Genomic DNA, 23,374 nt, shown 5'->3' with positions numbered 1-23,374 from the left:
CTCACCAGATTCGGGCGAGCTCGCCGATGTCGTCGAGCTGCTCCAGCCGGAAGATCATGGCCGCGATCCGTTCCGCGGACCCGGCTTTTGCCCGGCTTGCGCAATGGGTGAATTTTTCGAGCAGCTCGGTATCGGCCATGCGCGTGCGCGGCGTAGCCGGTGAGCCCTTGCGGTAGTGAAGCTCCGATTCGAAGGTCCTGCCGCGCGCGCGGATCTCCACGCGCCCGATGCGCGACTGCGGCTCGGCGGCCAGCATTTCCTCGAACCGCGGGTGGGGCAGCACGGTGACCTTGCGCATGAAGGCAAGCAGCCGATCATTGTTCAAGGTGGCGTCATCGTGCCATGCAGGCCCGCTCCTGACGCCATGGACGATCATGGAGACCGCATACGCGACGTTCATCGCCGCGTCGCCGGCAGACGCGATGAACGTATTGGCGAACATCGGCAGGGTCGCGGCATGCGGGTCGCAGTATGCGGCGACGTTCTCGATTTCGTGCGGCTTCAATGCATGGTCGGCCAGGATGGCGCCGAGGCAGTCCAGCACGGTATGCGAGATGCGGCAGGTCGGGTAGGGCTTGTAGATGGTGAGATCCGGAAAGCGCCAGTCCGTGCCCAGGCCGTCGGTGAGCGCGCGCGGGTTCCACTTCCGTACGCCCATGTAGCGCCAGAATCCGTACTCGCCTTCAAGCGCCGCCACGTCGCCGCGATACCCGTTGGACGCGAGCAGGACCGCCTGCAGGGCGGCCTGCGCCATCCAGCCGGCCATGAGGTACTTGTCGTCGGTGGCGGGCAATGTCTGGATCCATTTGGTCATGGATTGGGCCGGCGCCATGCGCGCCGCCAGCCCGACCGCATGCGCCGTGAGGTCGCGCGGCATCCCGCGCGCGAGCGCGCAGGCCAGGGTGCTGCCGATGATGGTGCTGCTGTAGCCCGTGACGGGCGGAAAGCCGAGGCGCTGTCCGGGGGTGAGGTCGCGGTAATGGGACATCGCCGAGCCGACGCGGGCGCAAACTTCATGCGCCACCGCGATTGCCTCGATGATGCGCTTGCCGCCGGCGCGCGCCGCCTCGCCGGCGGCGAGCAGGGGTGGAAGGGCGTAGGGAGCCACGTGCCCGGGCGGAATGGTGCAGGCGTCGAAGTCGAGCGCGTTGATGAGCTCGCCGTTGACGAACGCGGCCGACGCCGCGGACAGGCGCTCCTGGCCGCCGAACACGGACGCCTCGGCCGGTCCGCCCATGTCGCGGCCGGCCTGCATGGCAAGCCGGCCCTTGTCCGCGCCGAGCGCCGCGTAGGCGCAGCCCAGGCTGTCGAGCAGGATGCGCTTGCATTCGGCGACGACCTGGGCGGGCAGCGCGTCATAGCGCACCGCCGCGGCGAAATCGGCCAGGCGGCCGATCAGTGTGTCGCAAGCCACGGCCGCCATCAGGGGACGATGGTGATGTGCAGGGGCTCGGGCCCTTGCCTGACTTCGCCGGCGAGAATGCGAATGGCCAGCTCGGCGTCCTTCAATGCCATGGTGTGGGTGTGCCAGGCGGAGAAATCGTAGGCGCCGGAACAGATGGCCCGTACCGCCAGTCCGTACGAGCGCGTCGAGATCCCCCGGACTCCCTTGATTTCGATGCCGTCCATGACGAGATCGTCGGGACGCAGCGCCACCGTGCGGGTGTTTCCCTTCAGCCCCGCAAGCACGATCGTGCCGCCGGGCCGCACCAGCGCAATGGCGTCGAGTATGGGTTGCGTCGCGACCGGCGTGACGTCGATCACGCGATCGAATTTCTGCCCTTCCAGGGCGCGGGCCAGCGAAGCGGGGTCGGCGGGATCGATCGCCACCACTTCCGTCGCGCCCAGCGAGCGGGCCAGTTCCAGTTTGTACGCGTCTTTCTGCAGGCCGGTCACGACGATCCGGTTGGCGCCGGCGATGACCGCGGCGATCACGCAGGCCAGGCCGCGCTGGCCGGGGCCGAAGATCAGTACGTCGTCGCCGACGCGGGTGCCGGCCGAGGTGATGGCCCACTCGAAGCCCGCGCCCAGCGGGTTGAACATGACGGCATCTTCGATCGGCAGGCTGTCGGGCATCTTGTGGACGATCGCATTGCCCTTGAGCATCATGTGCTCGGCGAATCCGCCCCACAGTCCGCAGCCCTCGGAGAGCGGCGACAGGCCCAGGTTGATCTTGCGCGCGCACAGCTGGAACATGCCCTCCACGCAGTATGAACACACGCCACAGCCATAGTGGGGCTGCACCGCCACGCGGTCGCCCTCCTTGAGTTGCATGCGCTGGGCCGCGCTGTCGCCGATACGTTCGATGCGGCCAACCGGTTCGTGGCCGGGAATCAGTTCGGGTACGTGGCCCAGCGAGCCTTCGTAGCGTTCGTAGTCGGTGCCGCAGATGCCGCAGCCTTCCACGCGCACCAGCGCTTCGTCGGGCGCGAGCACTTCGGGCAAGGGAAGCTGGACGTATTCCAGCCGCCGGGGGCCGCGCTGGACGATTGCGTGAGTTTTCATTGTCTGCCTGTTTTCCGGGGTTCATTGCACTTGCATGTCGCGGGAACCAGTACAGCGCACGGGTATCCGGCGGTCAATTTGAAAGTAAGCGCGGATTCATAGGCTTGCCGCAAGGCATGGGCGCGCGAGCGCGGCGCGGCTGCCACTGCCTATCAATGGAGGAAAAAAACCAAATTGACGGTGATGCGGCGCCACCTTACTTTTTCCGCTCGACACGACAGGAGAGCGGTAATGACGAAGGCACGGCACGCGTTCCGAAGGCAACTGGAGGCTGGCTCCGGTTCGATTCTCGCGGCGGGCGTTGGAGACGCGGGCCAGGCCCGGCTGGTCGAGCGGGTGGGCTACCCCGCGGTCTACATCTCGGGGTCCTACGTGAACCACACGCGCGGATATCCGGATGGAACGCTGACCCTGTCCGAGATCGCGCAGCGCATCTCGGAAGTAGCCGATCGCGTCAATATTCCGGTGATCGCGGACGCGGACGAGGGGTTCGGCAGCGTGCTCAAGATCGCCCGCACCGTGCACGAGTTCGAGCGCGCGGGCGCGGCGGCCTTGCACCTGGAGGATTTCGCCATCAAGAAGCACGGCCTGCCATTGCCCGTGCAGGACATGGTCACGCATCTCAAGGTCGCGCTCGATACCCGGACGGACCCCGATATGCTCATCATCGCGCGCACGGACGCCATGTCGCCCTGGCGCGACGGCATCCATGCGCGGCGCGCCGCGTGCGAGGAGGAAGCGTTCGAGCGGGCGTTGCGCTATTGCGACGCCGGCGCGGACGCCATCATGCCGCTGTTCGCGACCAACAGCTGGCTCGAACGGTACGGACCGCGCATTCCCAAGCCCCTGGTGGTGCTGGGCGGCGCGCCGAAGAACTGGGGGGCAGAGGCGGCAGGCGTGGCGGAACCCGAGAAAACGGCCTCGGAGCTGCTGGCGTGGAACGTCAGGATGGTGATCTACGCGACCAATATGCTGTCGCGCGCCCACCGGTTCATGACGCAGGAGTACGGCAGGTGGCTGCAGGACGGCAAGTTCGATGTGCGGCCGGAAGACGAGGCGGATCGAGCCGATGCCAACGTGCTTGTCGGGCTGCCGGAGAAGGAACGCATCCTGCAGAAGTACCCGGTAGGCTGACCTGCCGCTGTTCGAGAACATGCCATGACCGATACCAGGAATTCCGACCCGGGCCGGGACGCCCGCGGGCTCGAGGCGGCCCGCCAGCTGTACCGGCAGCGCCTGGACGAAATTGCCCCCGCGCTGGCGCAGATGACGGACGACGTGCTGTTCGGCGGCCTGTGGGAGCGGCCGCAGCTCTCGAAGCGCGACCGCAGCTTGATCACCTGCACGGCGCTCGTGGCCTTGGGCGCTACCGAGCAGATGGCGACGCATTTTCCCAGGGCGCTTGAAAATGGCGTTACCCGGGAGGAACTGGTCGAGATGATTACCCATATGGCCTACTACTCGGGCTGGCCGTCGGCGGTCTCCGCGGCGATGCGGGCCTGGGAGATCCTTGCGCGGGAATGAGGCGGCCCCGGATAGGACCGCCATCCTGTCCGCGCCGACCCGGCCTGTCAGCCTTCGGCGAACTTGCGCACGCCGGCGTCCAGCGACGGCGAGGCGGTGCGGTAGCGAAACTGCATCCAGCGTTCCATCGCCAGGCCATCCTTCAAAGGCAGTTCGAGCGAACGGCGCGCCATGAGTTTCATGGAGGCCAGCGCCAGCGCATCGGCGCGCGCGATCTCCTCGGCCAGCCCCAGGCTGACGGCGTCCAGCTCCAGGGGCGGCACTGCCAGCGACGCCAGGCCTATCCGCTCGGCCTCGCGGCCGCTCATGCGCCGGCCCGTGACCAGGTAGTACATGGCGCGCGCCAGGCCTATCTTGCGCGGCAGCCGCTGCGTGCTGCCGCCGCTGGGGAACAGATTCTTGCGGATGTGTTCGTCGCCCAGCTGGGCCTCGTCGCTGGCCACGATGATGTCGCAGGCCAGCGCCAGCTCCAGGCCGCCGGCAACCGCGAAACCATTGACCGACGCGATGACGATCTGCGGCGCCGCTTCGAACGCCTCGTACGTTTCCTGCATCAGATCCTGGTTGCGCTGGTGGGCGGCGCGGTCGTCGAGCACGCCGCTGGCCGCCCATTTGAGGTCGACGCCGGAACAGAAGGCGCGGCCCGCGCCGCGGACCACGAGCACGCGCAGGCAGCGCTCGGGCGCCGTGCTGTCGCGCACCGCGGCGTTCAGGCGCGCCAGGGTCGGCCCGTCCAGCGCGTTGAGCCGCTGCGGGCGGTTCAGCGTGATGACGCGCACCCCGGGGGCGGGGTCGTCGATGAGCAGGGTATCGTCCATGGGCGAGGCCTTTTTCGGAAGGCGTTGACGGGTGTGGCGGGCCGCCTTACCAGATCTGGCCGAGCAGCTCGCGGACCTGGGCGACGGATTCAACGGGCCTGGGGTTGTTGAGCGTCTGCCGGTCGAGCATGACGGCCTCGGCGAGGCGGTCCAGCCCGTCGCGGGGCACGCCGACATCGCGCAGGCGGGTGGGCAGCGATGCCGCGGCAATCAGTTCCTGGGCGCGTTGCAGCGCCGCGCCGGCCGCGGCGGCGGTATCGCGCGCCTGCAACCCCATGGCGTCGGCGATCAGGGCAAGCCGCTCGTCGACGCCGGGCCGGTTGAAGCGCACCCCCGCGGGGAAGACCACCGACGAGGCCATGCCGTGGGGAACGTCGAACATGCCGCCGATCTGGTGCCGCAGCGCCGTCACGATGCCCAGGCCGGTGCAGGCCTTGACCGATTCGCACATCCATGTCGCATGCTGCAGCATGGCGCGCGCCTGCTGGTCCATGGGGTCGGCCGCCGACGCCAGCAGGTAGCGGTCGATGATGCGGACCGACTGCAGCGCCAGCGCATCCACCATGGGCACGTGCCGCGGCGAGCAGATCTCCTCGAAACAGTCCGCCAGCACTTTCATCGCGGTCGACGTCCACAGGGCCGCGGAGGTCTGCCGCGTGGCGGCCGGATCCAGCACGATCAGCCCGGGAGTGAGGGCGGCGTCCACCATGGCGAACTTGCGCCGGGTGCGCGCGTCGGTCATGCCGACGGAGCTGGAGAACTCCGCGCCGGACAGCGTGGTGGGGATGGCGACGTGCATCAGCTTGGGCCGGCTGAAACGCCGCTTTGCGGCATCCGCGCCCAGGGCGGCGTGGCGGGCGAGGAACGCTGCGCAGCCTTCGGCGCCGGCTTCGGCCAGCGCCAGGTTGATGCCCTTGGTGACGTCGGTGGCGCTGCTGCCGCCCAGGGATACCAGCAGGTCCGCCTCGTGCTGCCTGGCGGCCCGCGCGCCCTCGACCACTTGTTCCCAGGGCACGTGCTGGCGCGCCCCGCCGTATATCGCGACGCTCGCACCGCCGAGCGCGCCGCGGACTTCATCCAGTACGTCGGGCTGCCTGGCCAGCGAGGTGGTCGTCACCAGCAGGACGCGCCGCGCGTGCAGCTGCGGCACGCATTGGCCGAGCCGCTGCAGCGCACCCGGCCCGAACAGGACGGATCCGATCCGCGGACTATCGATCTTTCCGGTGTGGATCATGCGTTGCTCCAGCGTTGCCCGTCAGGACGGGCGGGCGGATGCGGCGTATTCATGTGAACAGCCGCCCGATTGCCGCATTGTCCTCGCCGAGCTCGGGCGGCGCGCGCCGGATCACCACCGGCGTCTTCGCGAAGCGGATCGGATTGGCGACCGTCGGGACGCTGCGCCCCTTGCTGTCCAGGATTTCCGTGACGAGCTGGCGCTCTTGCACGTAGGGTTGGGCGTATGCGCCATCGAGGTTGCGGACGGCGGCAGCGGGAATGCCGGCGGGAATCAGCAGCGCCAGCCATTGGTCGACCGTGCGGCCTGCCATGACGGGCGCCAGCGCCTGCGCGAGCGCGGCGCGGTGTCTGACGCGGGCGCCGTTATCCTGGAAGCGTTCGTCCGCGAGCAGGTCTTCGCGTTCGACGAGCAGCGCGAATTTTTGCCACAGGCGATCATTGGCGCAGCTCAGCAGCAGGTCGCCGTCGCCGGCCTGGAACACCCCTGTCGGCGCGGCCAGCGGCGAGCTGTTGCCTTCGCGGTGCGGCACGATCCCGCTGGCCAGGTAGTTCATGCCGAAGTTGATCAGCATATTGAACGCCACGTCCTGCATGGCGATTTCGATGAACTGGCCCTCGCCCGTGCGCTGCCGATGGAACAGCGCGGCGAGTATGGCGTTGGAGGCGACGACGCCCGATGTGAAGTCGGTGACCGGCGCGCCCATGCGCATGGGCTCGCCCTCCGGGCTGCCCGTGACCGACATATGTCCGCTTTCCGCCTGGAACACGGCATCGTAGCCGCCGCGGCCGCGAAATATCCCGGCCTGGCCATAGCCCGAGATCGAGCAGTAGATCAGCGCCGGGTTCAGTTCCACGCAGGCGTCGTAGGCCAGGCCCAGGCGCGCCATCACGCCGGCGGAGAAGTTCTCCACGAGCACGTCGGCGCGGCGGATCAACGTCTTCATGGTCTCCAGATCGTCGGCGCTCTTCAGGTCCAGCGTGATGCTGGCCTTGTTGCGGTTGGCCGACAGAAACGTGCCGGAATGCCCCTCCAGTTTCGGGCTCCATACCCGCGTATCGTCGCCGTCCTTCGGATGCTCCACCTTGACGACCTCGGCGCCGAGATCGCCCAGCATCTGCGTGGCGACGGGGCCGGCGAGCAGGCGCGTGAGATCGAGGACCTTGATGCCGTCGAGTATGGCCGGCTGCCGGCCATCCAGTTCGCGAAGCGGAAATCGAGGGCGTTGCGGGGTGCTTGGGCTGGTCATGTCGTCGGCGCGTGTGGCAGGGGAAAGGGGTGTGCGGCATCGTTCGATGCGGGGGGGCTGGAACACGATAGCCAGCGCGCCAGGGCCCGTCCAATTGATTCTGGGCGCGCATTGATAGGTATCGCCCCGGCCTTTCGGGCTTGAGGCAAAGCGCTATCAAAGGCGGCGGATTTTCAATTTGACAGCGGCCGGCCGGCCGCTAGGCTGTCAAGTGCGGCGACCTGCCGCCGCCGGCGGCTTGCCAGGCCGCCGGCAGTGGCCGGAACAAGGAAGAGAGAGTGGGAGTGCCTGAGATGAATACCGATGCAACGCGCCCCGGTTCGCCGGCGGAACCAGCCGTGGGTCCCTTGCATGGGCTGAGGGTCATCGAGGTGGCGGCCATGGGGCCGGTGCCCTTCTGCGGCATGCTCCTCGCGGATCTGGGGGCCGAGGTCCTGCGCGTGGACCGGACCGCCGATGCCGGCCTGGGCATCGCGCTGGATCCCCGGTTCGAACTCAGGGGCCGGGGCAAGCAATCCGTGGCCATGGACCTGAAGCATCCGGACGGGCTGGCGGCGTTCCTGCGCCTGGTGGCCCGTGCGGATGTGTTGCTGGAGGGTTTCCGGCCGGGCGTGGCCGAGCGCCTGGGCATCGGTCCGCGAGCCTGTCTGTCGTTGCGGCCCTCGCTCGTCTATGGACGCGCGACGGGGTGGGGCCAGAGCGGGCCGATGTCGCAGGCCGCGGGGCACGATATCAACTACCTGGCGTTGACCGGGGCGCTCGACATGATAGGCCCGGCCGGCGGCGCGCCGGTCCCCCCGCTGAACCTGGTCGGCGATTATGCCGGCGGCGCGCTCTACCTGGCGCTCGGCGTGGTGAGCGCGGGGCTGGAGGCCGCCAGGAGCGGCGTGGGACAGGTGGTCGACGCGGCGATGATCGATGGGGTGAGCAGCCTGTTGACGGTTTTCCACGGCTTTCGCCAGGCGGGCATGCTGAACCCCGAGCGCGGCGCGAACGTGCTCGATGGCGGCGCGCCGTACTACACGACCTATGCCACGCTGGACGGGCGCCATATGGCGGTGGGCGCCATCGAGCCGAAGTTCTTCGCCGTGCTTCTGTCGGAGCTGGGTCTGGACCAGCGTGAATTGCCCGCGCAGCAGGACCGCGCGCGCTGGCCGCAATTGCGCCAGGCCATCGCCGCCCGTTTCGCCCAACGCACCCGCGACGACTGGGCGGCGCATTTCCAGGACAAGGACGCTTGCGTTTCGCCGGTCCTGGCCCTGCACGAGGCGCCGCAGCATGCCCACAACCAGGCCCGCGCCCAGATGGTCGATGTGGACGGCATCGAGCATCCCGCGCCCGCGCCGCGGTTTTCCCGTACCCCCGCGTCCATCCGCGGCAACGCCGCGGCGCCGGGTGCGCATACCGTCCAGGCCCTGGAATCCTGGGGGTTTGACGCGGCCGAGATCGAGCGCGGCCTGAGCGCAGGATTCTTCCGCAGCGACCCATGACGCGCGCGCAACGGCAGCCATTGCCGCGGCCGATGCCATGCAGGCTAAGAATCCCGGCCAATTCTTAAATTGACGCGAACCATGGCGGTTTCGTCCAATGTGAGGCCAGCATCATTGCATGCCAGATAAATGAAAGCCTGTGCGCTTTCCGGGCTGCCGTCCAACAGCGTCAGCGTAGAGCCAGGGCATATTCGGGAGACAATCAATGCTTCGTTTTTTTCGCTACGCCGCTGTCATGCTTGCGCTGGGATGCCACATTCCGGCGCTTGCGCAGAACTACCCCTCCAGGCCGGTGCGCTTCATCGTTCCCTACACGACCGGCGGAACCCTGGACCTGCAGGCCCGTGTGATCGCCGAGGCGATTGCCAAGATCTGGCAGGTTCCGGTCGTGGTGGAGAACAAGCCCGGCGCCAATGGCGTGATCGGCACGGCGGAAGTGGCGCGCGCCGCGCCCGACGGCTATACGGTGGGCCTTGTGTCGGGCCAGCATTCGACGCTGCCCTCGCTATCCGCGCACCTTCCCTTCGCGATGACCGACCTCAAGGCCGTGGCAATCCTCACCAAGGTGCCGATGGCGTTGCTGGCGCGCCCCAATCTCCCGGCCGGCAATGTCGCGGAACTGGTCGCCTACGCCAAGGCGAATGCCGGCAACGTCACCGCGGGCACCGCGGGGCCCGCGACGATGAACAACATCTGGCTGAAGAGTTTCGAGCAGGAAACCGGCACCCGCTTCCTGGCAGTGCCGTTTCGCGGATCGGGTCCGGCGCATATCGACATCATGGCGGACCGCGTGGACGTCATGTTCGACGCGGCAGGCGCCGTGCTGCGCAATATCCAGGCCGGCCGCCTGAAGGTGCTGGCGGTGGGCGGCACCGGCCGCTCGCAGCTGCTGCCGGATGTCCCGACGCTGGAAGAGCAGGGCTTTCCGATGGGCAAATACATGTTCTCGCCGTCAGCGGCGGTCGTCCCGGCCGGAACGCCGCCCGAAGTCGTGCAGAAGCTGGGGCAGGACCTGCTGGCCGTGCTCGCTCAGCCGGCGATCAGGCAACGCCTGATCGAGGCCGGGCTGGAAGTGGTCGGGATGGGGCCGGACCAGGCCGACGGCTTCATCGCGAGCGAGATAGACCGCCTCTCGAAGATCGTGCGGGCCAACAATATCGTGGCGGAGTAGGCGCCGCCTGGAGCGGGGCGGCTGGCAGGCGGCCTGGCCGTCCAGGCCAGGCGTCAGGGCGGACCGGCCTGGATATGGGCCTGGACGTACTCGATGAACTTGGTCGCGGCCGGATTCAGCTTCTTGTCCTTGCCGACCAGAAGCCCGATGTTGCGGTACGACAGCGCGCCCGGAACGGGCACGGAGGCCAGCCCGCGCTTGTCTATGCCGACCAGCGCGCTGGACGAGGTCACCGTCAGGCTGGCCCCTTTGCGCACGATCTCGATGGCGGTGGACGGTTGCTCGACCAGCACCTTGGCGGAAGCCTCCAGGCCCAGCTGCCTGAGCGCTTCGGCCTGGGGGCCCACGCTGATCATCACGATGTCGTATTGGCTGATGGTCTTGACGCCGATACGCTTCTGGGTGATGGGATGGCCCTTGGGCGCGACGACCACCAGGCGGTCCGTGCACAGCTGCGTGAACTCGAAGTCGGGCTCTTCGCTGCGCAGTATGCCGATGCCGAAATCGACCTCCTGCTGGCGCAGCGCGCGGATGAAGCCCAGGTACGTGCGTTCGACGAGCTCGATGGCCACCTTGGGATATTGCTTGCGGTACTCGGCGATGACGGTGCTCAGCAGGCTTCCCGCCAGGGTGGGGAGCGTGGCGATACGGATCCTGCCGTGTTCGGCCTTGCCGGCGGCCTTGGCGTAGGCATAGGCCTTTTCCAGCTGGTCCAGCGAGCCCTTGACCTGTTCATAGAAGTCCCGCCCCGCATCGGTCAGTTCGGTGCTGCGGGTCGTGCGGTTGATCAGGGGGACGCCAACGTCCTCTTCCAGTTCCTTGATCATGATCGACATGGAAGGCTGGGTGATGGCCAGCCTGTTCGCCGCCACCTTGAACGAACCGGTTTCCGCCACGATCTTGAACGCCTTGAGTTGGCGGTACTTGATGTTGTGCGCCATGGCGACCTTGGTCTTTGTAGTCGTGGTACCGGGCCATGGTACCAGACGGGCAGGGGCGCGCCCCGCTGCGTTTGCGCGCGGACACGCCATCGATATGCAGGGCGATGTTCAGCTTTGCGAGGAATAGATGAGCTGGTAGATCGAGGCCGGCATGACTTCCGGCAGCGCGGCAAGCAGGGGCATGGCGCACAGGTTCCGCAGCTGGTCCGCCACGGCCTTGCCGGACGTGCCTTCCAGCACCAGGGCCAGGCCTGCCGTGCGGGGCGGATCGGGCCGCAGCGCGGCTTCCGGGTTGGGCACGCCGGTGGCCTGGGCGTCGCCCTCGAACAGGCGCAGCCGCGTGACGCCCGCTTGCCGCACCGCCCGTTCTGCCTCGGCCTGGATCAGGGTTCGTATCGCCGCCAGGCGGTCGCCGGCGACCGTATCGAAGACGGCCGTACCGGCAATCCCGCCCGTGCCCTCGCCGCAATCGATACTGACGTGCGAGGCCGTGCGGATCAACCGCCGGAAGTGGGGCATCATGCGGCGCGTCCACTCGGTCGGGTTGCGCAAGCGCTCCAGGTATGCGGGGGAGCGGCTTGCCTCGATCGATTCGAGATCGGAGAAGGTGAAGTACTCGCGGCCTGCGCCGGCCACGCGCTGGTAGCGCCGGGCGCTGCGAAAGCCCGGCGTGCCGGCCCGGTCGCGGATGTGATCGTGCTGATACCAGAGTTCGTATTCGGACGCGATTTCCGGGTCGATGTCGTTCCAGATGGCGAGGACGGCGGTGGACGGAATGCGCGGTGCCAGGGGCAGGGAGTTCGGTTCGTGCAGGCTCATGTCGGTAACCTGGGATGGAGCGGTGGGCCGTGGCGGCGGGATGGCCGGGATGTCATTGGGGCGCGACGCCCGCCGCCTCGACCAGCTTCGTGAGGAGCGGGGCATCCCGTTGCACGACACGGGCGAACTCCTCGGGCGTGGAACCGACCGTCTCGACGCCGCTGCTGGCGAACTTCTGCCGCACTTCGGGCGTGTCGACGGCCTGCTTGCAGGCGGCGGCCCACTTCATGACGATATCCCGCGGCGTGTGGGCGGGCAGGAACAGTCCCTGCCATACGAGGTACTCGTATCCCGGCAGTCCGCCCTCGTCGAGGGTAGGCACTTGCGGCAGCGCGGGGTCCCGTTCCTTGCTGGTCACCGCCAGGATCTTCAGCCTGCCGGAATCGGCCAGCGGCTTGGCCGACGACAGCACATCGAAGGCGAGCTGGACCTGGTTGGCGATGATGGCCTGGTTGTATTCGCCAGCGCTCTTGAACGGGACGTGGGTCATGTTCGTGCCGGCCATCTTGTTGAACATCTCGCCCATCAGGTGCGTCGATCCGCCTATGCCTCCCGAGCCGTAGTTGATGGCCGAGCCATTTTCCCGGATGTATTTCAAGAGCTCCGGAAACGTGTTTGCCGGAACGGAGTTGCCCACCACGAGCACGGCGCCGCTTTTCACCAGCATGGATACCGGGATCAGGTCGCGCTGCACCTGGAATCCCGGATTCTTCATGAGGGCGGGCAGGGTCAGGATCGAATTGCTGTACAGCAGCGCCGTGTAGCCATCCGGGTCGGCGCGCGCGACCAGCGTGGAGCCGATCGCCCCGCCCGCGCCGGCCTTGTTCTCCACAACCACGGGCTGGCCCAACGCCTGGGAAAGCGACGGGGCGAGCAAGCGCGCCGCGAGATCGTTGGATCCACCCGGAGAGACCGGCACGATGATGCGCATCGGCCGGGACGGAAAGGCGTCGCGCGCCCATGTCCGAGGGGCGGCGCCGGCCACGGCCAGGGCGCCTGCGCAGGCCAGCATGGCGCGTCTCGTGGGGTTCATGGTTGTCTCCTGTCCATTGATGGTCGGGTTGTTGGTTGTGTCGCGGCGGTGCGTTGCCCGGCCCGCGCATGTCCCGGTGAATGGCGGTTCATGAAAATGGTGGCATGCGCCCGCGTCGGCGGCAAATTGAATTTGCCGGCGCATTCTTAGCCAATCCGCGGATCGGGCCGCGCGCCGCCGCGGTGCGACGAGATGAGGCGCGGGCTATCAATCCGCCGCGATTATCAAATTGACGCTGCGCGGGTTCTCGGGCGTACTTGGCAGGCCGCGAGCAGTCCGGTTCAGTGGTACGAGGCACGACGAACAATCGATCTAGGATCCCGATAATGGATTTCACATACACCGACGAGCAGCAGGCGGTCCGCGATATGGTGCGCGCGTTCGCGCGGAACGAAATCGCGCCCATCGCCGACGAATGCGACAGGAGCGAGTCGTTCTCCTATGACACCTGGCGCAGGCTGGCCGAGCTGGGCGTGATCAACATGAACTTTCCCCAGGACTGTGGCGGTTCGGAGGCGGGCATGCTGGCCATGTGCCTGGCCGTCGAGGAAGTCTGCTACCACGATTCCTCGTACGGCCCGGTCTTTACCGCCCAGCAGACCTGCTGCCGCCACATCCTGCGGTATGCGAACGAACCCCAGCGCTCGCAGTGGATCGAGGAATACGTGCTGCCGATTTCGCGCGGCGTCGCGTTCGGCGCCACCGCGCTCACGGAGCCGAACAGTTCCTCATCGGATGCGGCGTCCATGTCCACCTTCGCCCGCCGGGACGGCGACGAGTGGGTGATCAACGGCAACAAGATGTACAGCACGGCCGCCGGTCTCGAGGGGGCGAAGTTCGTCATTGTCTGGGCGATCGTGGACAAGCAGACGCGCAAGTCGGGGCTGTTCCTGGTCCCGCACGGTACGCCAGGTTTCACGGTCGGTTCCAAACTGCACAAGATGGGCATGCGGGCGGCGGACACGCGCGAGCTGTTCTTCACGGATTGCCGCATTCCGGCGGCGCACATCCTGAACGGCGGCGCCGCGGGACAGGCAAGTCCGTTCAAGTCCGACACGCAATACCACAGCAAGCTGTTCCTGGCGTCCAACGCCATCGGCCTGCAGCGGTATTGCCTGGACCAGGCTATCGACTTCGCGAAGCAGCGCAAGACCTGGGGTGTTCCGCTGTCGGAGCGGCAGCTGATCCAGGGCTGGATTGCCGAGATGGTTGCCGATATCCAGATTTCCACTTTGCTGCGCGACCGTGCGGCGGTGCTTTACGAAGCGGGCACCCTGAGCGCCGCCGATTCGGCGATCCTGAAATACGTCAGCGCCGAGAACGCCGTGAAGGCATCGCATTACGCCAGCGAGATATTCGGCGGGATGGGATACATGGATGGCGTGGGGGTCTCCCGGCGCTATCGCGATGCGAAGGGACTGACCATCATCCAGGGCGGATCCACGCTGTTCAAATGGATCATCGCGCAGGAGACGCTGCGCGAGGCCGGTTGACGGCGCCGGCACGCCCGGCGCCGCCGGCCGTTTTCCTATGAATCGACGGCCAAAATCAATTTGTTGGCGATGCACCGAGCATCTACCATGCATTCACCGATTACAGGGGGGCCAGCGATGATAGACCGTCGGACGTTTCTTTCCACATTGGCCGCCCTGGCAGCGCCGGGCATCGCGCGCGGGGCGGATGGGCCTGCCTCGGGCTATCCGGACAAACCCGTCCATCTCATCGTCATGAACGCGCCGGGCACGGCGACCGACAACCTGGCGCGCTTCGTCGCCAGCCACATGGCCAGGCAGTGGGGCTCGCCGGTGGTCGTCGAGAACAAGCTGGGCGGCGGCGGCACGATCGGCACCAACTATGTCGCCAAGGCGCCCGCGGATGGCGCCACGGTGTTGTTCACCAATGCCGCGCACTATATTTTCCCGTCGCTCTACCGCAACCTTCCCTATGACGCCGCGGCGGATTTCACGCCCGTGGCGAAGGTCGGGCATACGCCGTCGCTGCTGTTGCTGCCGGCGGACTCGCCGTACGCCACCGTGCGCGATGTGATCGCCGCGGCCAAGGCGCATCCGGGCAAGCTGTCGTTCTCGTCGTCGGGCACGGGGGCGTCGCCCCACCTGGCCGGCGCGCTGTTCAACTCGATGGCCGGCGTGGACATCCAGCACGTGCCGTACAAATCCGCCGCGCAGGCCATTCTCGATGTGGCGAGCAAGCAGGTGGACATGGGGTTCAATGGCGTGACCGGTCCGCTGCCGCTGATCAGGGACGGGCGGATCAGGGCGCTGGCTGTCACCAGCCCGAAGCGCTCCCGCCTGTTGCCGGACGTGCCGACCATCGCCGAAGCGGCCTTGCCGGGCTACGCGATCGAGACCGCGGTGTTCGCCCTGGTGCGCGCCGGAACGCCGGAGCCGGTCGTGCGCAAACTTGCCGACGCCATGACCGCCGCGGCCAGGTCGGCCGAGTTCAATGAGTTGTGCGCCGCCAACGGCATCGACATCGATATCGTCGGCCCCGCGGGCATGAAGGCGGCCATGCCCGGCGAGTTCGCCAAATATCAGAAGCTGGTCGCGCTGGCGGGCATCAAGGCGGAGTGAGCGGCACGCCGGACAGGCGCCGGGCGCCCGCATCGCGGGGCGCAACAAAGCGGGGCGTTCAGGAACGAACGCCCCGCTTGCCGTCGTCCGTGCCTCAGGCCGTATGCGCGCCGGCCTTGGGGCGGTCGACAATGCCCAGGCGCCGTGCGGTGTAGGCGGCGATGCCGCCGGCCTCGAGCAAGGCGAGCAGGCCGGCGTCGGTGGCATGTACGGCGATCGTCGTGCCGCGGGTCAGGTTGCGGGCCAGCGTGCCCCGCAAGTCAAGCTGGAGTTCTTCCCCGGTCTGGACGTGCTCGTACAGTTCGGGATACACCAGGGCCGGCAGGCCCAGGTTGATGCTGTCGCGCTCCCACGCCGCGGAGAAACCCTTGCCCAGGATGGCCGCGATGCCCAGGGTCCTGAATGCATGGATCAGGCCGTCCAGATGCTTGCCCGTGCCGAATGCCGCGCCCACCACCAGCAGGTCGCCGGGCCGTACCTGGTCCACGAACGCGGGGTTCGCGTCTTCCAGTATGTGGCGGGAAAGTTGCTCGAATTTTCCGGCCCGGCCCAGCGCATCGTGCCTGCCGGAGAGGAAATGGCTGCTGTGCAGCTGATCGCCGAATTTCCACACTCGTCCCGAGAGAATCATGGCTGCTCCCTGGCGCTGGCCGCGCCAGCGTTGGATGGCCGGACCATGTCCGGATCGGCGATATGCCCGGCCAATGCCGAGGCCGCCACGACCGCCGCATTGGCCAGGTAGATGCTTGCCTTGTTGCTGCCCATGCGGCCCGGCCAGTTCTCGACCGAGCCCGTGATGCAGTTTTCCCCGTCTTCCAGATGCAGCGGCGACGCGTTGCCGTAGAAGCACGCGCCGCAGCCTGGCGCCGTGACCGTGGCGCCCGCCTCGACAAACGCGGCGACCAGTCCCGCCTCGACGGCCTGCAGCATCACCTCGGTGGAGATCGGCGTCACCACCATGCGCACGTCCGGGGAGATTTTCCGGCCGCGCAGCACCTCGGCGGCTTGCGTGAGGTCTTCGAGCCGGCCCGACGAACAGGATCCGATGTAGGCGGCGTGGATGCGCGTCGCCGCCATGGCCCGCAACGGGGAAATGCGCCCGGGATCGTCCGGCCCGGCGATCAGGGGCTCGAACGACGCCAGGTCGTATTCATAGGCCTGGTCATAGGCCGCATCGCCGTCGGCGGCGACCGGCGCGAAGGCCTCGCGCGCGCGTGGCCGCAGATAATCCAGCAGGATATCGTCGGACGGGAAGATCATGGTCGTGGCGCCAATGTGCGGCGCGCCGTTGGCCACCGCCATGCGCACGTCCAGCGGCATGGTCGCCACGCCCGGGCCGTCGAATTCGATGGCGCATCCTTCCAACTTGCCGCGCAGGTCCTGCAGCAGCCGCAGGTAGATGTCCTTGCCCAGCACGCCTTTGGGCAGCCGGCCGGACAAGCGGATTCTGACGCACGGAGGAACCTTGAACCAGGTGTCGCCGGTGGCCATGATGAAGGGCGTTTCGGCAAGCGCCGGAATGGCGAAACAGTTGAATGCGCCCAGGGTGGCGGCCTGCGTGTCGGCGCCGATGTAGACGGTGCCGGGCAAGACCCAGCCGTGTTCCGCGGGGACCTGGTGCGAAATGCCGTTGCGCCCGATGTCGAAGATGTTCTCGTTCGGCACGCCATGCCGTCGCGCCCAGTCGCGGATGCGGCCCAGCCCCTGCACGCCGAGGCCGAACCCGGGGTAGGCCAGGTGGTCGAACGAAAACACCACCCGCGATGGGTCCCACACCTTGACCTGGTTGCGATCGAAGAAGTCCCAGTCGCAAAAGTGCAAGGCATCGATCATCGACACCACGTGAACCTTGGCCCAGCCGAAATCGCCGCGCGACACGTTCCTGCCCGCCGCGGCCGACAGAATCTTTTCCGTCATGGTCTTGCCCATGCCTGCCATCTCCTGAGTCGGGCGCGCTCGTTCCGGGCATGGAATAGGCCGGCCTTGCTTTCCGACGCTGGAATCGTGGCATAGCCGTATCGGGCCCGCAATTTGATTCGAGGCACCGATTCATAGCAGGCGCCTATGTCCGGCGCGGCAGGGCTCTTGATAGAATGCGCGGATGGCATGACTGGCGGGCTGACCGTGTCGCACAATATCAAGTACAGACAACTCAAGGCGTTCCGCATTCTTGCTGAATCTGGGTCCTTCAAGCATGCCGCCGACAGCCTGGCGGTCACGCAGCCTTCCATGTCCATCATGATCCGGGAGCTCGAGAGCGATCTCGGGGTCGCCCTGATAGACCGCGCCACGCGCAGCGCCGAGCTCACCGACGCGGGGCGCGATTTCTACCAGCAGATCAAGGGCTCGCTCGACCAGCTCGAGAAGGCCTATTCATACGCCAATGCCGCGGGCAAGGCCGAGCATGGCCGGGTCAGGATCGCGACCCTGACTTCCCTGGCGGCCGAGGCCGTCACGACCGCGATCGCCCGCATGCATGCCGAACGTCCCGGCATCCAGATCGAGCTGATGGAGCGCACGTATTTCAATTTTCTCCTGGCCCTGCGCCGGCGCGAGGTCGACCTGGGCGTCGGCATCTTGCACGAGGCGCATGCCGACCTGGACTTCCAGTATCTGTTCAGCGACCAGCTGGTCGTCGTGACGCCCAAGGGCCACCCGCTTGCGCGCCAGCGCCAGCCCTTGAAGCACTTGGGAAAGTACGACGTGGTGGTGGTCTCCCCGGGCCCCTCCCTGGAGGCGCTGCAGGAGCTGGATGCCGATTGCGCGCCGCCGGTGCAGGTCGAGCAACCGTCCACCGCCATCACCATGGTGCGCAAGGGCCTGGGCGTGACCGTCACCTCGTCGAGCGCGACGACGGGCCTGGACATGCGCGGCCTGGCGGCGGTGCCGATTCCGGGCACCACGCGCGACGTCGGGGTCATCACGCTGGCCCAGGCCAGGCTGAGCCCGGTGGCCTCGGCCTTCCTGCGCTGCCTGCGCCACGTCCATCCCGCCGGCTAGCGCCGCGCCGGCATGGCGGCCGGCCCGGGTTGGTCAGGATCGCGCCAGCGCGTGGGCGGCGGCCCGCCAGCCGATGGTCGCCGACTTGGTCAGCCCGCCGACATAGCCGGAGCGGGCTCCCCCTTCGAAACCGCCGGTGCAGCAGCCTGCCGCGTACAGGCCCGGAACCGGCGCGCCGCCGGCCTGCAGCACCTGGCCGTTGCCATCGATCGCGATGCCGCCCATCGTGAATGTGATGCCCGGCACCAGCCTGACCGCATGGTAGGGCGGGTGCGCGATCGGCCGTGCCGCGCCGGCGCTGCGCGGCGGGGCCAGCGCCGCGGTCGCGCCCCGGGCCAGGGCCGCGTTGTAGGCCAGCACCGTCTGCGATAGCCCATCGGCATCGACGCCGGTCCTGGCGGCCAGTTCCGGCAGCGTGTCGGCCGATTGCACCGTTCCGCCGGACAGCGGCAGGTAGGGATTGGCCGGCAGGATGAATTCGGTGGCCGGACCGTCCCATATGGCGCGGTCGAAAACCAGTACCGTGCCTTGCGGATCCGGCAGGCGGGCCAGCGCGTTGGTCATGTAGACGCCGCCCAGCCCCTCGTCCATGACGCGGCGGCCGTCCTGGCCGACCACGATTCCCGCCCCCGCCAGCATGTCCATGATGGGGTAGGGCCAGAGGCGGTCGTCATGCAGGGCATCCTGGCACAGCAGATGCCCGTAGATGTTCTCCATGCCGACCAGGGCCGCGCCGGCCTCTTGCGCCAGGCGGATGGCGTCGCCCTGGCTGACGCCGGCGCCGCGCTGCTTCAGTTTTTCGGGCGCCGGGCCGACGTACTGGCGCAGCATGTCCATGTTGGCCTGGAAGCCGCCGTCGGCCAGCATGACGAGGTCGGCCTCGATGGCGTGGCGCGCGCCGTGGCGCTCGTATTCCACGCCGGCGCAGCGGCCCTGCGCCATCAGCAGGCGGGTGACGCGCGCGCCGCGCAAGAGACGGCCCCCGTCGGCTTCCAGGCGCTGGCGCAGCGTGCGCAACAGCATGTCGCCGCCGCGCCCCTGCCAGTGCAGGCCCGGCTGCATCAGGCTGGGCGGCGCCAGGAAATGCTGGCGCCAGGCATCGGGTCCCGCCTTCATCAGGCGTATGCCCTTGCCCTGCAGCCAGCGGACCGCGTGCCGGGCGTCGGCGGCGATGGCCTCGGTGAGCGCGTCGGTGGCGAAGTCCGCGGTCGCAGCCTTGATGGCCGTGGCCAGCGTCTCGGCGGGTTCGTCGATGTCGTGAAAGCACAGGTGGAACGCGCCGCCCGTGTAGCGGGTATTGCAGCGGTAGAGTTCGTCGTCGCCCTGTTCCAGCACGACGACCTTGCCGCCGAGTTCGGCCGCGCGCGCGGCGAACACCATGCCGGCGATGCCGCCGCCCATGACCGCGATGCGCATAGGCTCGCGCCGGCCTGCGTCCGTCCGGGTCATTTTGGCAGAAGCATGTCGGTGATCAGTTCGACCATTTCGACCAGGGCGCGGCCGACCACGAACACGACGACGGCCGCGCCGATGGCGATGGCGCCCGGGATGGCCGAGGGCATCTGCGCGAGCATCGCGACGCCGGCGGCCAGCAGCACGATGGCGATGGCTAGGACCAGGTTGCGGCCATGCCGCGCAACGAAGCGCAGCATGGGGTAGCGGGGGATGTTCAAGGGCAAGGCCTGCATTTATGACACTTCCCTGTCGAGAAAGGAGGCGACCCGCGCGGCCACGGCGTCGGGGCGCTGCAGCGGGGGAAAATGGGCGGCGCCCGCCACCGCCTCGAACCGCGCGCCGCTGATGCGCGCGGCCAGCGCGGCGCCGGTTGCGGGCGGCCAGATGAAATCGTGCTCGCCAGTCAGCACCAGTGTCGGCGCCGCGATGCGCGAGAAGTCGCTGTCGTCCAGGCTGAACGCGGCCAGCGCTTCGGAATGCATGGCGTAGGAGACGGGCGCATTGCAGATGAAGCGCTCCAGGTACTGGTCCCAGCCGTCATCCTCGGCCTGGCCGAGCAGGCCCTTGAAGGCGTTGCGATAGCTGGGTTCGGCCACGACGCGCATGCCGTCGGTGCGTACCTTGGCGGCGCGGCCCAGCAGATAGTCGCTGCTGTTCCTGTCGATGGCGGGCGTGCCATCGCACAGCACCAGGCCGTGCAGTCGATCGGCGTGCCGGGCGGCGACATGCGCGGCGGTGACCGCGCCCATGGCCAGGCCCATCAGGGCGAAGCGGCCTTCGATCTTCATGGCATCGACGAAATCGATGGTGTCCCGGGCCAGGTCCCAGAGGGTGAAGGGCTGGCCGGTATGTTCGGAGCGTCCCGCGCAACGCTGGTCGAACGCATAGACGTCGTAGCGGCGGCAAAGGCGCTGGGCGAAAGGCTCCCAGCTTTCCAGTGTGCCGCCCAGCTCATGCAGCAGCACCAGCGGCGTGGCGTGCGCCGGCCCGGGAAAGCGCCGGTAATGCAGGCAAAGCGGGGTAGCGCGGCCGGGGCCGTCAAGCTGGACATAGGGCATCGTCAGTGCACGCTTTCCTTCGAGCCGATGCCGAAATAGGCATTGACCACGTTGGGATTGTTGGAGAGTTCCGCGGCGGAACCCGAGAGCTCGACCGAGCCGTTCTCGATGACATAGGCCCGGTCGACGAAGGACAGCACCGAGCGCACGTTCTGCTCCACGATCAGGACCGTCACGCCCTGTTCGCGGATGCCGGCGATGGCCTGGAAAAGCTGCTTGACGATGGTGGGCGCCAGCCCCAGCGAGGGTTCGTCCAGCAACAGCATGCGCGGCGCCGACATCAACCCCCGGCCGATGGCGACCATCTGCTGTTCGCCGCCGGAAAGCGTGCCGCACAATTGGCCGCGGCGTTCCTTCAGCTTCGGGAAAAGCTGGTAGACGCGCTCCAGGTTCTCGTCGCGCCGTTGCCTGGCGCGCGGCGTGGAGACGCCGACCAGCAGGGTGTCGAGCACGGTCATCTGGGGAAACAGCTGGCGGCCTTCCGGCACGCACACCAGGCCCCGCGCCACCATCTGGCTGGGCGACAGGCCGGTCGTATCCTTGCCGTCGAAGCGGATCGTGCCGCCGGATGGCGCGATCAGCCCGGAGACGGCCCGCATGGTGGTGGTCTTGCCCGCGCCGTTGGACCCGACCAGCGACACGATCTCGCGTTCGGCGACGTGGAAGTCCAGTCCGTGCAGCACCGAGAACAGACCGTAGCCGGCGCGCAGGCCGGAAACTTCAAGCAGGCTAGGCATTGCTGACTCCCATGTAGGCAACCTGGACCGCTTCCGACTGGATCACGTCCCTGGCCGTGCCTTCGGCGATCTTGCGTCCGGAATCCATGCACAGTACGTGCTGCCCCAGGCGCTGGACGATCGCCAGCGAATGTTCCACCAGCAGCACGCCCACGCCGCGCTGGTGGATTTTCTCGATCATGGCGGCCACTTCGTGCTGCTCGGGCAGGTTCAAGCCGGCCATGACTTCGTCGAGCAGCAGGTAGGAGGGCTGGGTGGCGAGCGCCTTGGCGACCTCCAGCCGCTTGAGGTCCGGCAAGGTCAGGTATGACGCCAGGAAGTCGCGCTTCCTGTGCAGGCCGACTTCGTCGATGATGTGCAGGGCGCGCTCGCGCGCTTCCTCGTACCTGGAGCAGCGGGCGTAGGCGCCCACCATGACATTGTCGAGCACCGTCATGTCGCGAAACGGCCTGACGATCTGGAACGTGCGCGCGATACCGGCCAGCGCGACCTGGTCCGGGCGCATGGACGACACGTCGAGGCCGTTGAACCTGACCTGCCCGAGCGTGGGCCGCAGAAAGCCCGACAGCACGCTGAAAAGCGTCGTCTTGCCAGCGCCGTTGGGGCCGATGATGCACAGTATCCGGTTGGTATCGGTGTCGAAGGATATGCTGTCGACCGCCACCAGCCCGCCAAACCGGACACTGACGTTTTCCACGTTCAGCATGTCAGGACGCCTCCGGGGTTGCGCTGGCGGGAAGGCGCGTGGCCTTGCGGTCGACGCGCCGATGCAGCAGCTGGCCGACGATGCCGCGCGGGAACACCAGCAGGATCACGACGAAGAACAGGCCGTAGATCATTTGCGCCAGCGCCGACACGGAGGTCGTGCCGAACGCGCTGCCGACCGTGATCAGCGTCTCCTGGACGATGACCATCACGACGCCGCCCAGGAACGGCCCCAGGGCGGTGCCCCGTCCTCCCAGCACCGCGCCCATGACCATGAACAGGGTGATGGACAGCGACAGGTCGTAGCCGGGTTCGACGTATCTGACCAGGCCGGCGTAGATGACGCCGCCGACGCAGGTCAGCGCGGCGCTGAGGACGAACGCCAGCCGCTTGATCGCGGCGACATCCACCCCCAATGCCTGCGCCCCTTCTTCCTGCTCGCGCAGGGCCACGAGGTCGTAACCCAGCTTGCAGCGCTCCAGCGCCAGGCTGCCCAGCGCCAGGGCAATGGATATGCCCAGGAAGATGTAGAAAAAGGGCAGGTCGGAGCCGAAGCTGAAGTTCAGGGCGCCCTGCATGCCCGGGATCTGCAGGCCTTGCGATCGTCCCAGCACATCGCTGTTGATGACCAGGATGCGGGCGATCTCCGCCAGCAACAGGGTGCCGACGGCGAAGTAGATGCCGCGCAGCGCATAGCGAAAGCATATGGTGGCGATGATCCAGGCCAGCCCGACGGAGACCAGGATGGCCAGGGGAAACGCGGCGACCAGAGGAACGTCCGGCATGCGGGCAAGCAGGGCGACCGAATAGGAACCGATGGCGAAGAAGAGCGCATGGCCCAGCGACATCTGGCCCGCATAGCCGCCGATCAGGTTCCAGCTGGCGGCCAGGTAGCCGCACATCAGGCCCATGGTCATGACCCGGGTGTAGTAAGGATTCATCCACGGGGCGGCGACCGCCGCCGCGACGACCACCAGGGCGGCGATGCACCAGAGCGTCGTTCCCTGCTGCCGGAATGAGTCTGTCAATTTAGAGAACATACAT

23 protein-coding genes are annotated in these 23,374 nt (G+C 67.6%); 7 read left to right on the top strand and 16 right to left on the bottom strand.

Annotation, left to right across the window (positions count from 1 at the left end):
* Nucleotide 1: 1 nt before the first annotated feature.
* Nucleotides 2–1,423, bottom strand: coding sequence for an MmgE/PrpD family protein (locus EL288_RS21465; RefSeq protein WP_003807896.1), 1,422 nt, complete (start codon nt 1,421–1,423; stop codon nt 2–4).
* The gene (locus EL288_RS21460) at nt 1,423–2,505 is read right to left on the bottom strand and encodes a zinc-dependent alcohol dehydrogenase (protein WP_003807897.1); all 1,083 of its coding nucleotides are present in this window, start codon (nt 2,503–2,505) and stop codon (nt 1,423–1,425) included. The genes EL288_RS21465 and EL288_RS21460 overlap by 1 nt, the downstream gene beginning before the upstream one ends.
* A gap of 231 nt (nt 2,506–2,736) precedes the next feature.
* Here EL288_RS21460 and EL288_RS21455 point away from each other — a divergent pair, with 231 nt between their 5' ends.
* Both EL288_RS21455 and EL288_RS21450 read left to right on the top strand, forming a co-directional pair.
* On the top strand, nt 2,737–3,639 hold the full coding sequence (locus EL288_RS21455) for an isocitrate lyase/PEP mutase family protein (protein ID WP_033448820.1): 903 nt from the start codon (nt 2,737–2,739) through the stop codon (nt 3,637–3,639).
* 24 nt (nt 3,640–3,663) lie between these two features.
* A complete protein-coding gene (locus EL288_RS21450; RefSeq protein WP_003807901.1) occupies nt 3,664–4,029 on the top strand; it encodes a carboxymuconolactone decarboxylase family protein in 366 nt (121 codons plus the stop codon).
* Between the two features lie 47 nt (nt 4,030–4,076).
* On the opposite strand, the gene EL288_RS21445 is transcribed toward EL288_RS21450, so the two are convergent.
* From EL288_RS21445 to EL288_RS21435, 3 genes are read right to left on the bottom strand one after another with little or no spacing between them, the layout of a single operon-like run.
* Nucleotides 4,077–4,847, bottom strand: coding sequence for an enoyl-CoA hydratase/isomerase family protein (locus tag EL288_RS21445; RefSeq protein WP_033458387.1), 771 nt, complete (start codon nt 4,845–4,847; stop codon nt 4,077–4,079).
* A gap of 46 nt (nt 4,848–4,893) precedes the next feature.
* Nucleotides 4,894–6,081, bottom strand: coding sequence for an iron-containing alcohol dehydrogenase (locus tag EL288_RS21440; protein ID WP_033447833.1), 1,188 nt, complete (start codon nt 6,079–6,081; stop codon nt 4,894–4,896).
* A gap of 49 nt (nt 6,082–6,130) precedes the next feature.
* Nucleotides 6,131–7,330 (bottom strand): CaiB/BaiF CoA transferase family protein, encoded by a 1,200-nt coding sequence (locus EL288_RS21435; protein ID WP_232018712.1) that lies wholly within the window; start codon nt 7,328–7,330, stop codon nt 6,131–6,133.
* A 278-nt stretch (nt 7,331–7,608) separates the two neighbouring features.
* Between EL288_RS21435 and EL288_RS21430 the strand changes: the two genes are divergently transcribed.
* Together EL288_RS21430 and EL288_RS21425 are read left to right on the top strand one after the other, a co-directional pair.
* Nucleotides 7,609–8,820: a CaiB/BaiF CoA transferase family protein gene (locus EL288_RS21430; protein WP_003807908.1), complete on the top strand. Its 1,212-nt coding sequence runs from the start codon at nt 7,609–7,611 to the stop codon at nt 8,818–8,820.
* A 205-nt stretch (nt 8,821–9,025) separates the two neighbouring features.
* On the top strand, nt 9,026–9,991 hold the full coding sequence (locus EL288_RS21425) for a Bug family tripartite tricarboxylate transporter substrate binding protein (RefSeq protein ID WP_033448037.1): 966 nt from the start codon (nt 9,026–9,028) through the stop codon (nt 9,989–9,991).
* A 53-nt stretch (nt 9,992–10,044) separates the two neighbouring features.
* Here EL288_RS21425 and EL288_RS21420 read toward each other — a convergent pair whose 3' ends face one another.
* From EL288_RS21420 to EL288_RS21410, 3 genes are all read right to left on the bottom strand, one after another.
* The gene (locus EL288_RS21420) at nt 10,045–10,932 is read right to left on the bottom strand and encodes a LysR family transcriptional regulator (protein ID WP_010925878.1); all 888 of its coding nucleotides are present in this window, start codon (nt 10,930–10,932) and stop codon (nt 10,045–10,047) included.
* Nucleotides 10,933–11,040: 108 nt separating this feature from the next.
* Nucleotides 11,041–11,751, bottom strand: a complete 711-nt coding sequence (locus EL288_RS21415) for a DUF4286 family protein (RefSeq protein WP_003807914.1) — start codon at nt 11,749–11,751, stop codon at nt 11,041–11,043.
* 52 nt (nt 11,752–11,803) lie between these two features.
* Nucleotides 11,804–12,784: a tripartite tricarboxylate transporter substrate binding protein gene (locus EL288_RS21410; protein ID WP_033448034.1), complete on the bottom strand. Its 981-nt coding sequence runs from the start codon at nt 12,782–12,784 to the stop codon at nt 11,804–11,806.
* A gap of 326 nt (nt 12,785–13,110) precedes the next feature.
* Here EL288_RS21410 and EL288_RS21405 point away from each other — a divergent pair, with 326 nt between their 5' ends.
* Both EL288_RS21405 and EL288_RS21400 read left to right on the top strand, forming a co-directional pair.
* A complete protein-coding gene (locus EL288_RS21405) occupies nt 13,111–14,277 on the top strand; it encodes an acyl-CoA dehydrogenase family protein (RefSeq protein ID WP_010925879.1) in 1,167 nt (388 codons plus the stop codon).
* A gap of 117 nt (nt 14,278–14,394) precedes the next feature.
* Nucleotides 14,395–15,375 carry a Bug family tripartite tricarboxylate transporter substrate binding protein gene (locus EL288_RS21400; RefSeq protein ID WP_003807920.1) on the top strand — a complete coding sequence of 327 codons (981 nt, stop codon included), beginning with the start codon at nt 14,395–14,397 and terminating at the stop codon, nt 15,373–15,375.
* A gap of 94 nt (nt 15,376–15,469) precedes the next feature.
* On the opposite strand, the gene EL288_RS21395 is transcribed toward EL288_RS21400, so the two are convergent.
* Nucleotides 15,470–16,006 (bottom strand): 3-isopropylmalate dehydratase small subunit, encoded by a 537-nt coding sequence (locus tag EL288_RS21395; protein ID WP_003807922.1) that lies wholly within the window; start codon nt 16,004–16,006, stop codon nt 15,470–15,472.
* Nucleotides 16,003–17,304 (bottom strand): 3-isopropylmalate dehydratase large subunit, encoded by a 1,302-nt coding sequence (locus EL288_RS21390; RefSeq protein ID WP_230594864.1) that lies wholly within the window; start codon nt 17,302–17,304, stop codon nt 16,003–16,005. The genes EL288_RS21395 and EL288_RS21390 overlap by 4 nt, the downstream gene beginning before the upstream one ends.
* 195 nt (nt 17,305–17,499) lie before the next feature.
* Between EL288_RS21390 and EL288_RS21385 the strand changes: the two genes are divergently transcribed.
* Nucleotides 17,500–18,375, top strand: a complete 876-nt coding sequence (locus tag EL288_RS21385) for a LysR family transcriptional regulator (protein WP_230594863.1) — start codon at nt 17,500–17,502, stop codon at nt 18,373–18,375.
* A gap of 33 nt (nt 18,376–18,408) precedes the next feature.
* Here the strand turns inward: EL288_RS21385 and EL288_RS21380 are convergent, their stop codons facing one another.
* The 6 genes from EL288_RS21380 to EL288_RS21355 are packed head-to-tail and all read right to left on the bottom strand — an operon-like array spanning nt 18,409 to nt 23,370.
* Nucleotides 18,409–19,791, bottom strand: a complete 1,383-nt coding sequence (locus EL288_RS21380) for an FAD-dependent oxidoreductase (RefSeq protein ID WP_230591411.1) — start codon at nt 19,789–19,791, stop codon at nt 18,409–18,411.
* 29 nt (nt 19,792–19,820) lie between these two features.
* The gene (locus EL288_RS21375) at nt 19,821–20,063 is read right to left on the bottom strand and encodes a PhlB family protein (RefSeq protein WP_003807929.1); all 243 of its coding nucleotides are present in this window, start codon (nt 20,061–20,063) and stop codon (nt 19,821–19,823) included.
* Nucleotides 20,064–20,888, bottom strand: coding sequence for an alpha/beta fold hydrolase (locus EL288_RS21370; RefSeq protein ID WP_033452590.1), 825 nt, complete (start codon nt 20,886–20,888; stop codon nt 20,064–20,066).
* 2 nt (nt 20,889–20,890) lie between these two features.
* Entirely contained in the window at nt 20,891–21,625 is a 735-nt protein-coding gene (locus tag EL288_RS21365; protein WP_003807934.1) for an ABC transporter ATP-binding protein, read from the bottom strand.
* Complete coding sequence (locus tag EL288_RS21360) at nt 21,618–22,331, bottom strand: ABC transporter ATP-binding protein (protein WP_003807937.1); 714 nt, start codon at nt 22,329–22,331, stop codon at nt 21,618–21,620. Before EL288_RS21360 ends, EL288_RS21365 begins: the two co-directional genes overlap by 8 nt.
* Nucleotide 22,332: 1 nt before the next feature.
* The gene (locus EL288_RS21355) at nt 22,333–23,370 is read right to left on the bottom strand and encodes a branched-chain amino acid ABC transporter permease (RefSeq protein WP_003807939.1); all 1,038 of its coding nucleotides are present in this window, start codon (nt 23,368–23,370) and stop codon (nt 22,333–22,335) included.
* Nucleotides 23,371–23,374: the final 4 nt, after the last annotated feature.

Origin of the sequence: Bordetella bronchiseptica (assembly GCF_900636925.1) — a bacterium.
Taxonomy (GTDB): Bacteria; Pseudomonadota; Gammaproteobacteria; order Burkholderiales; family Burkholderiaceae_B; genus Bordetella; species Bordetella pertussis.
Note: the sequence above shows the minus strand (reverse complement) of the source record. Positions and strands in the feature narration are given on the sequence as shown.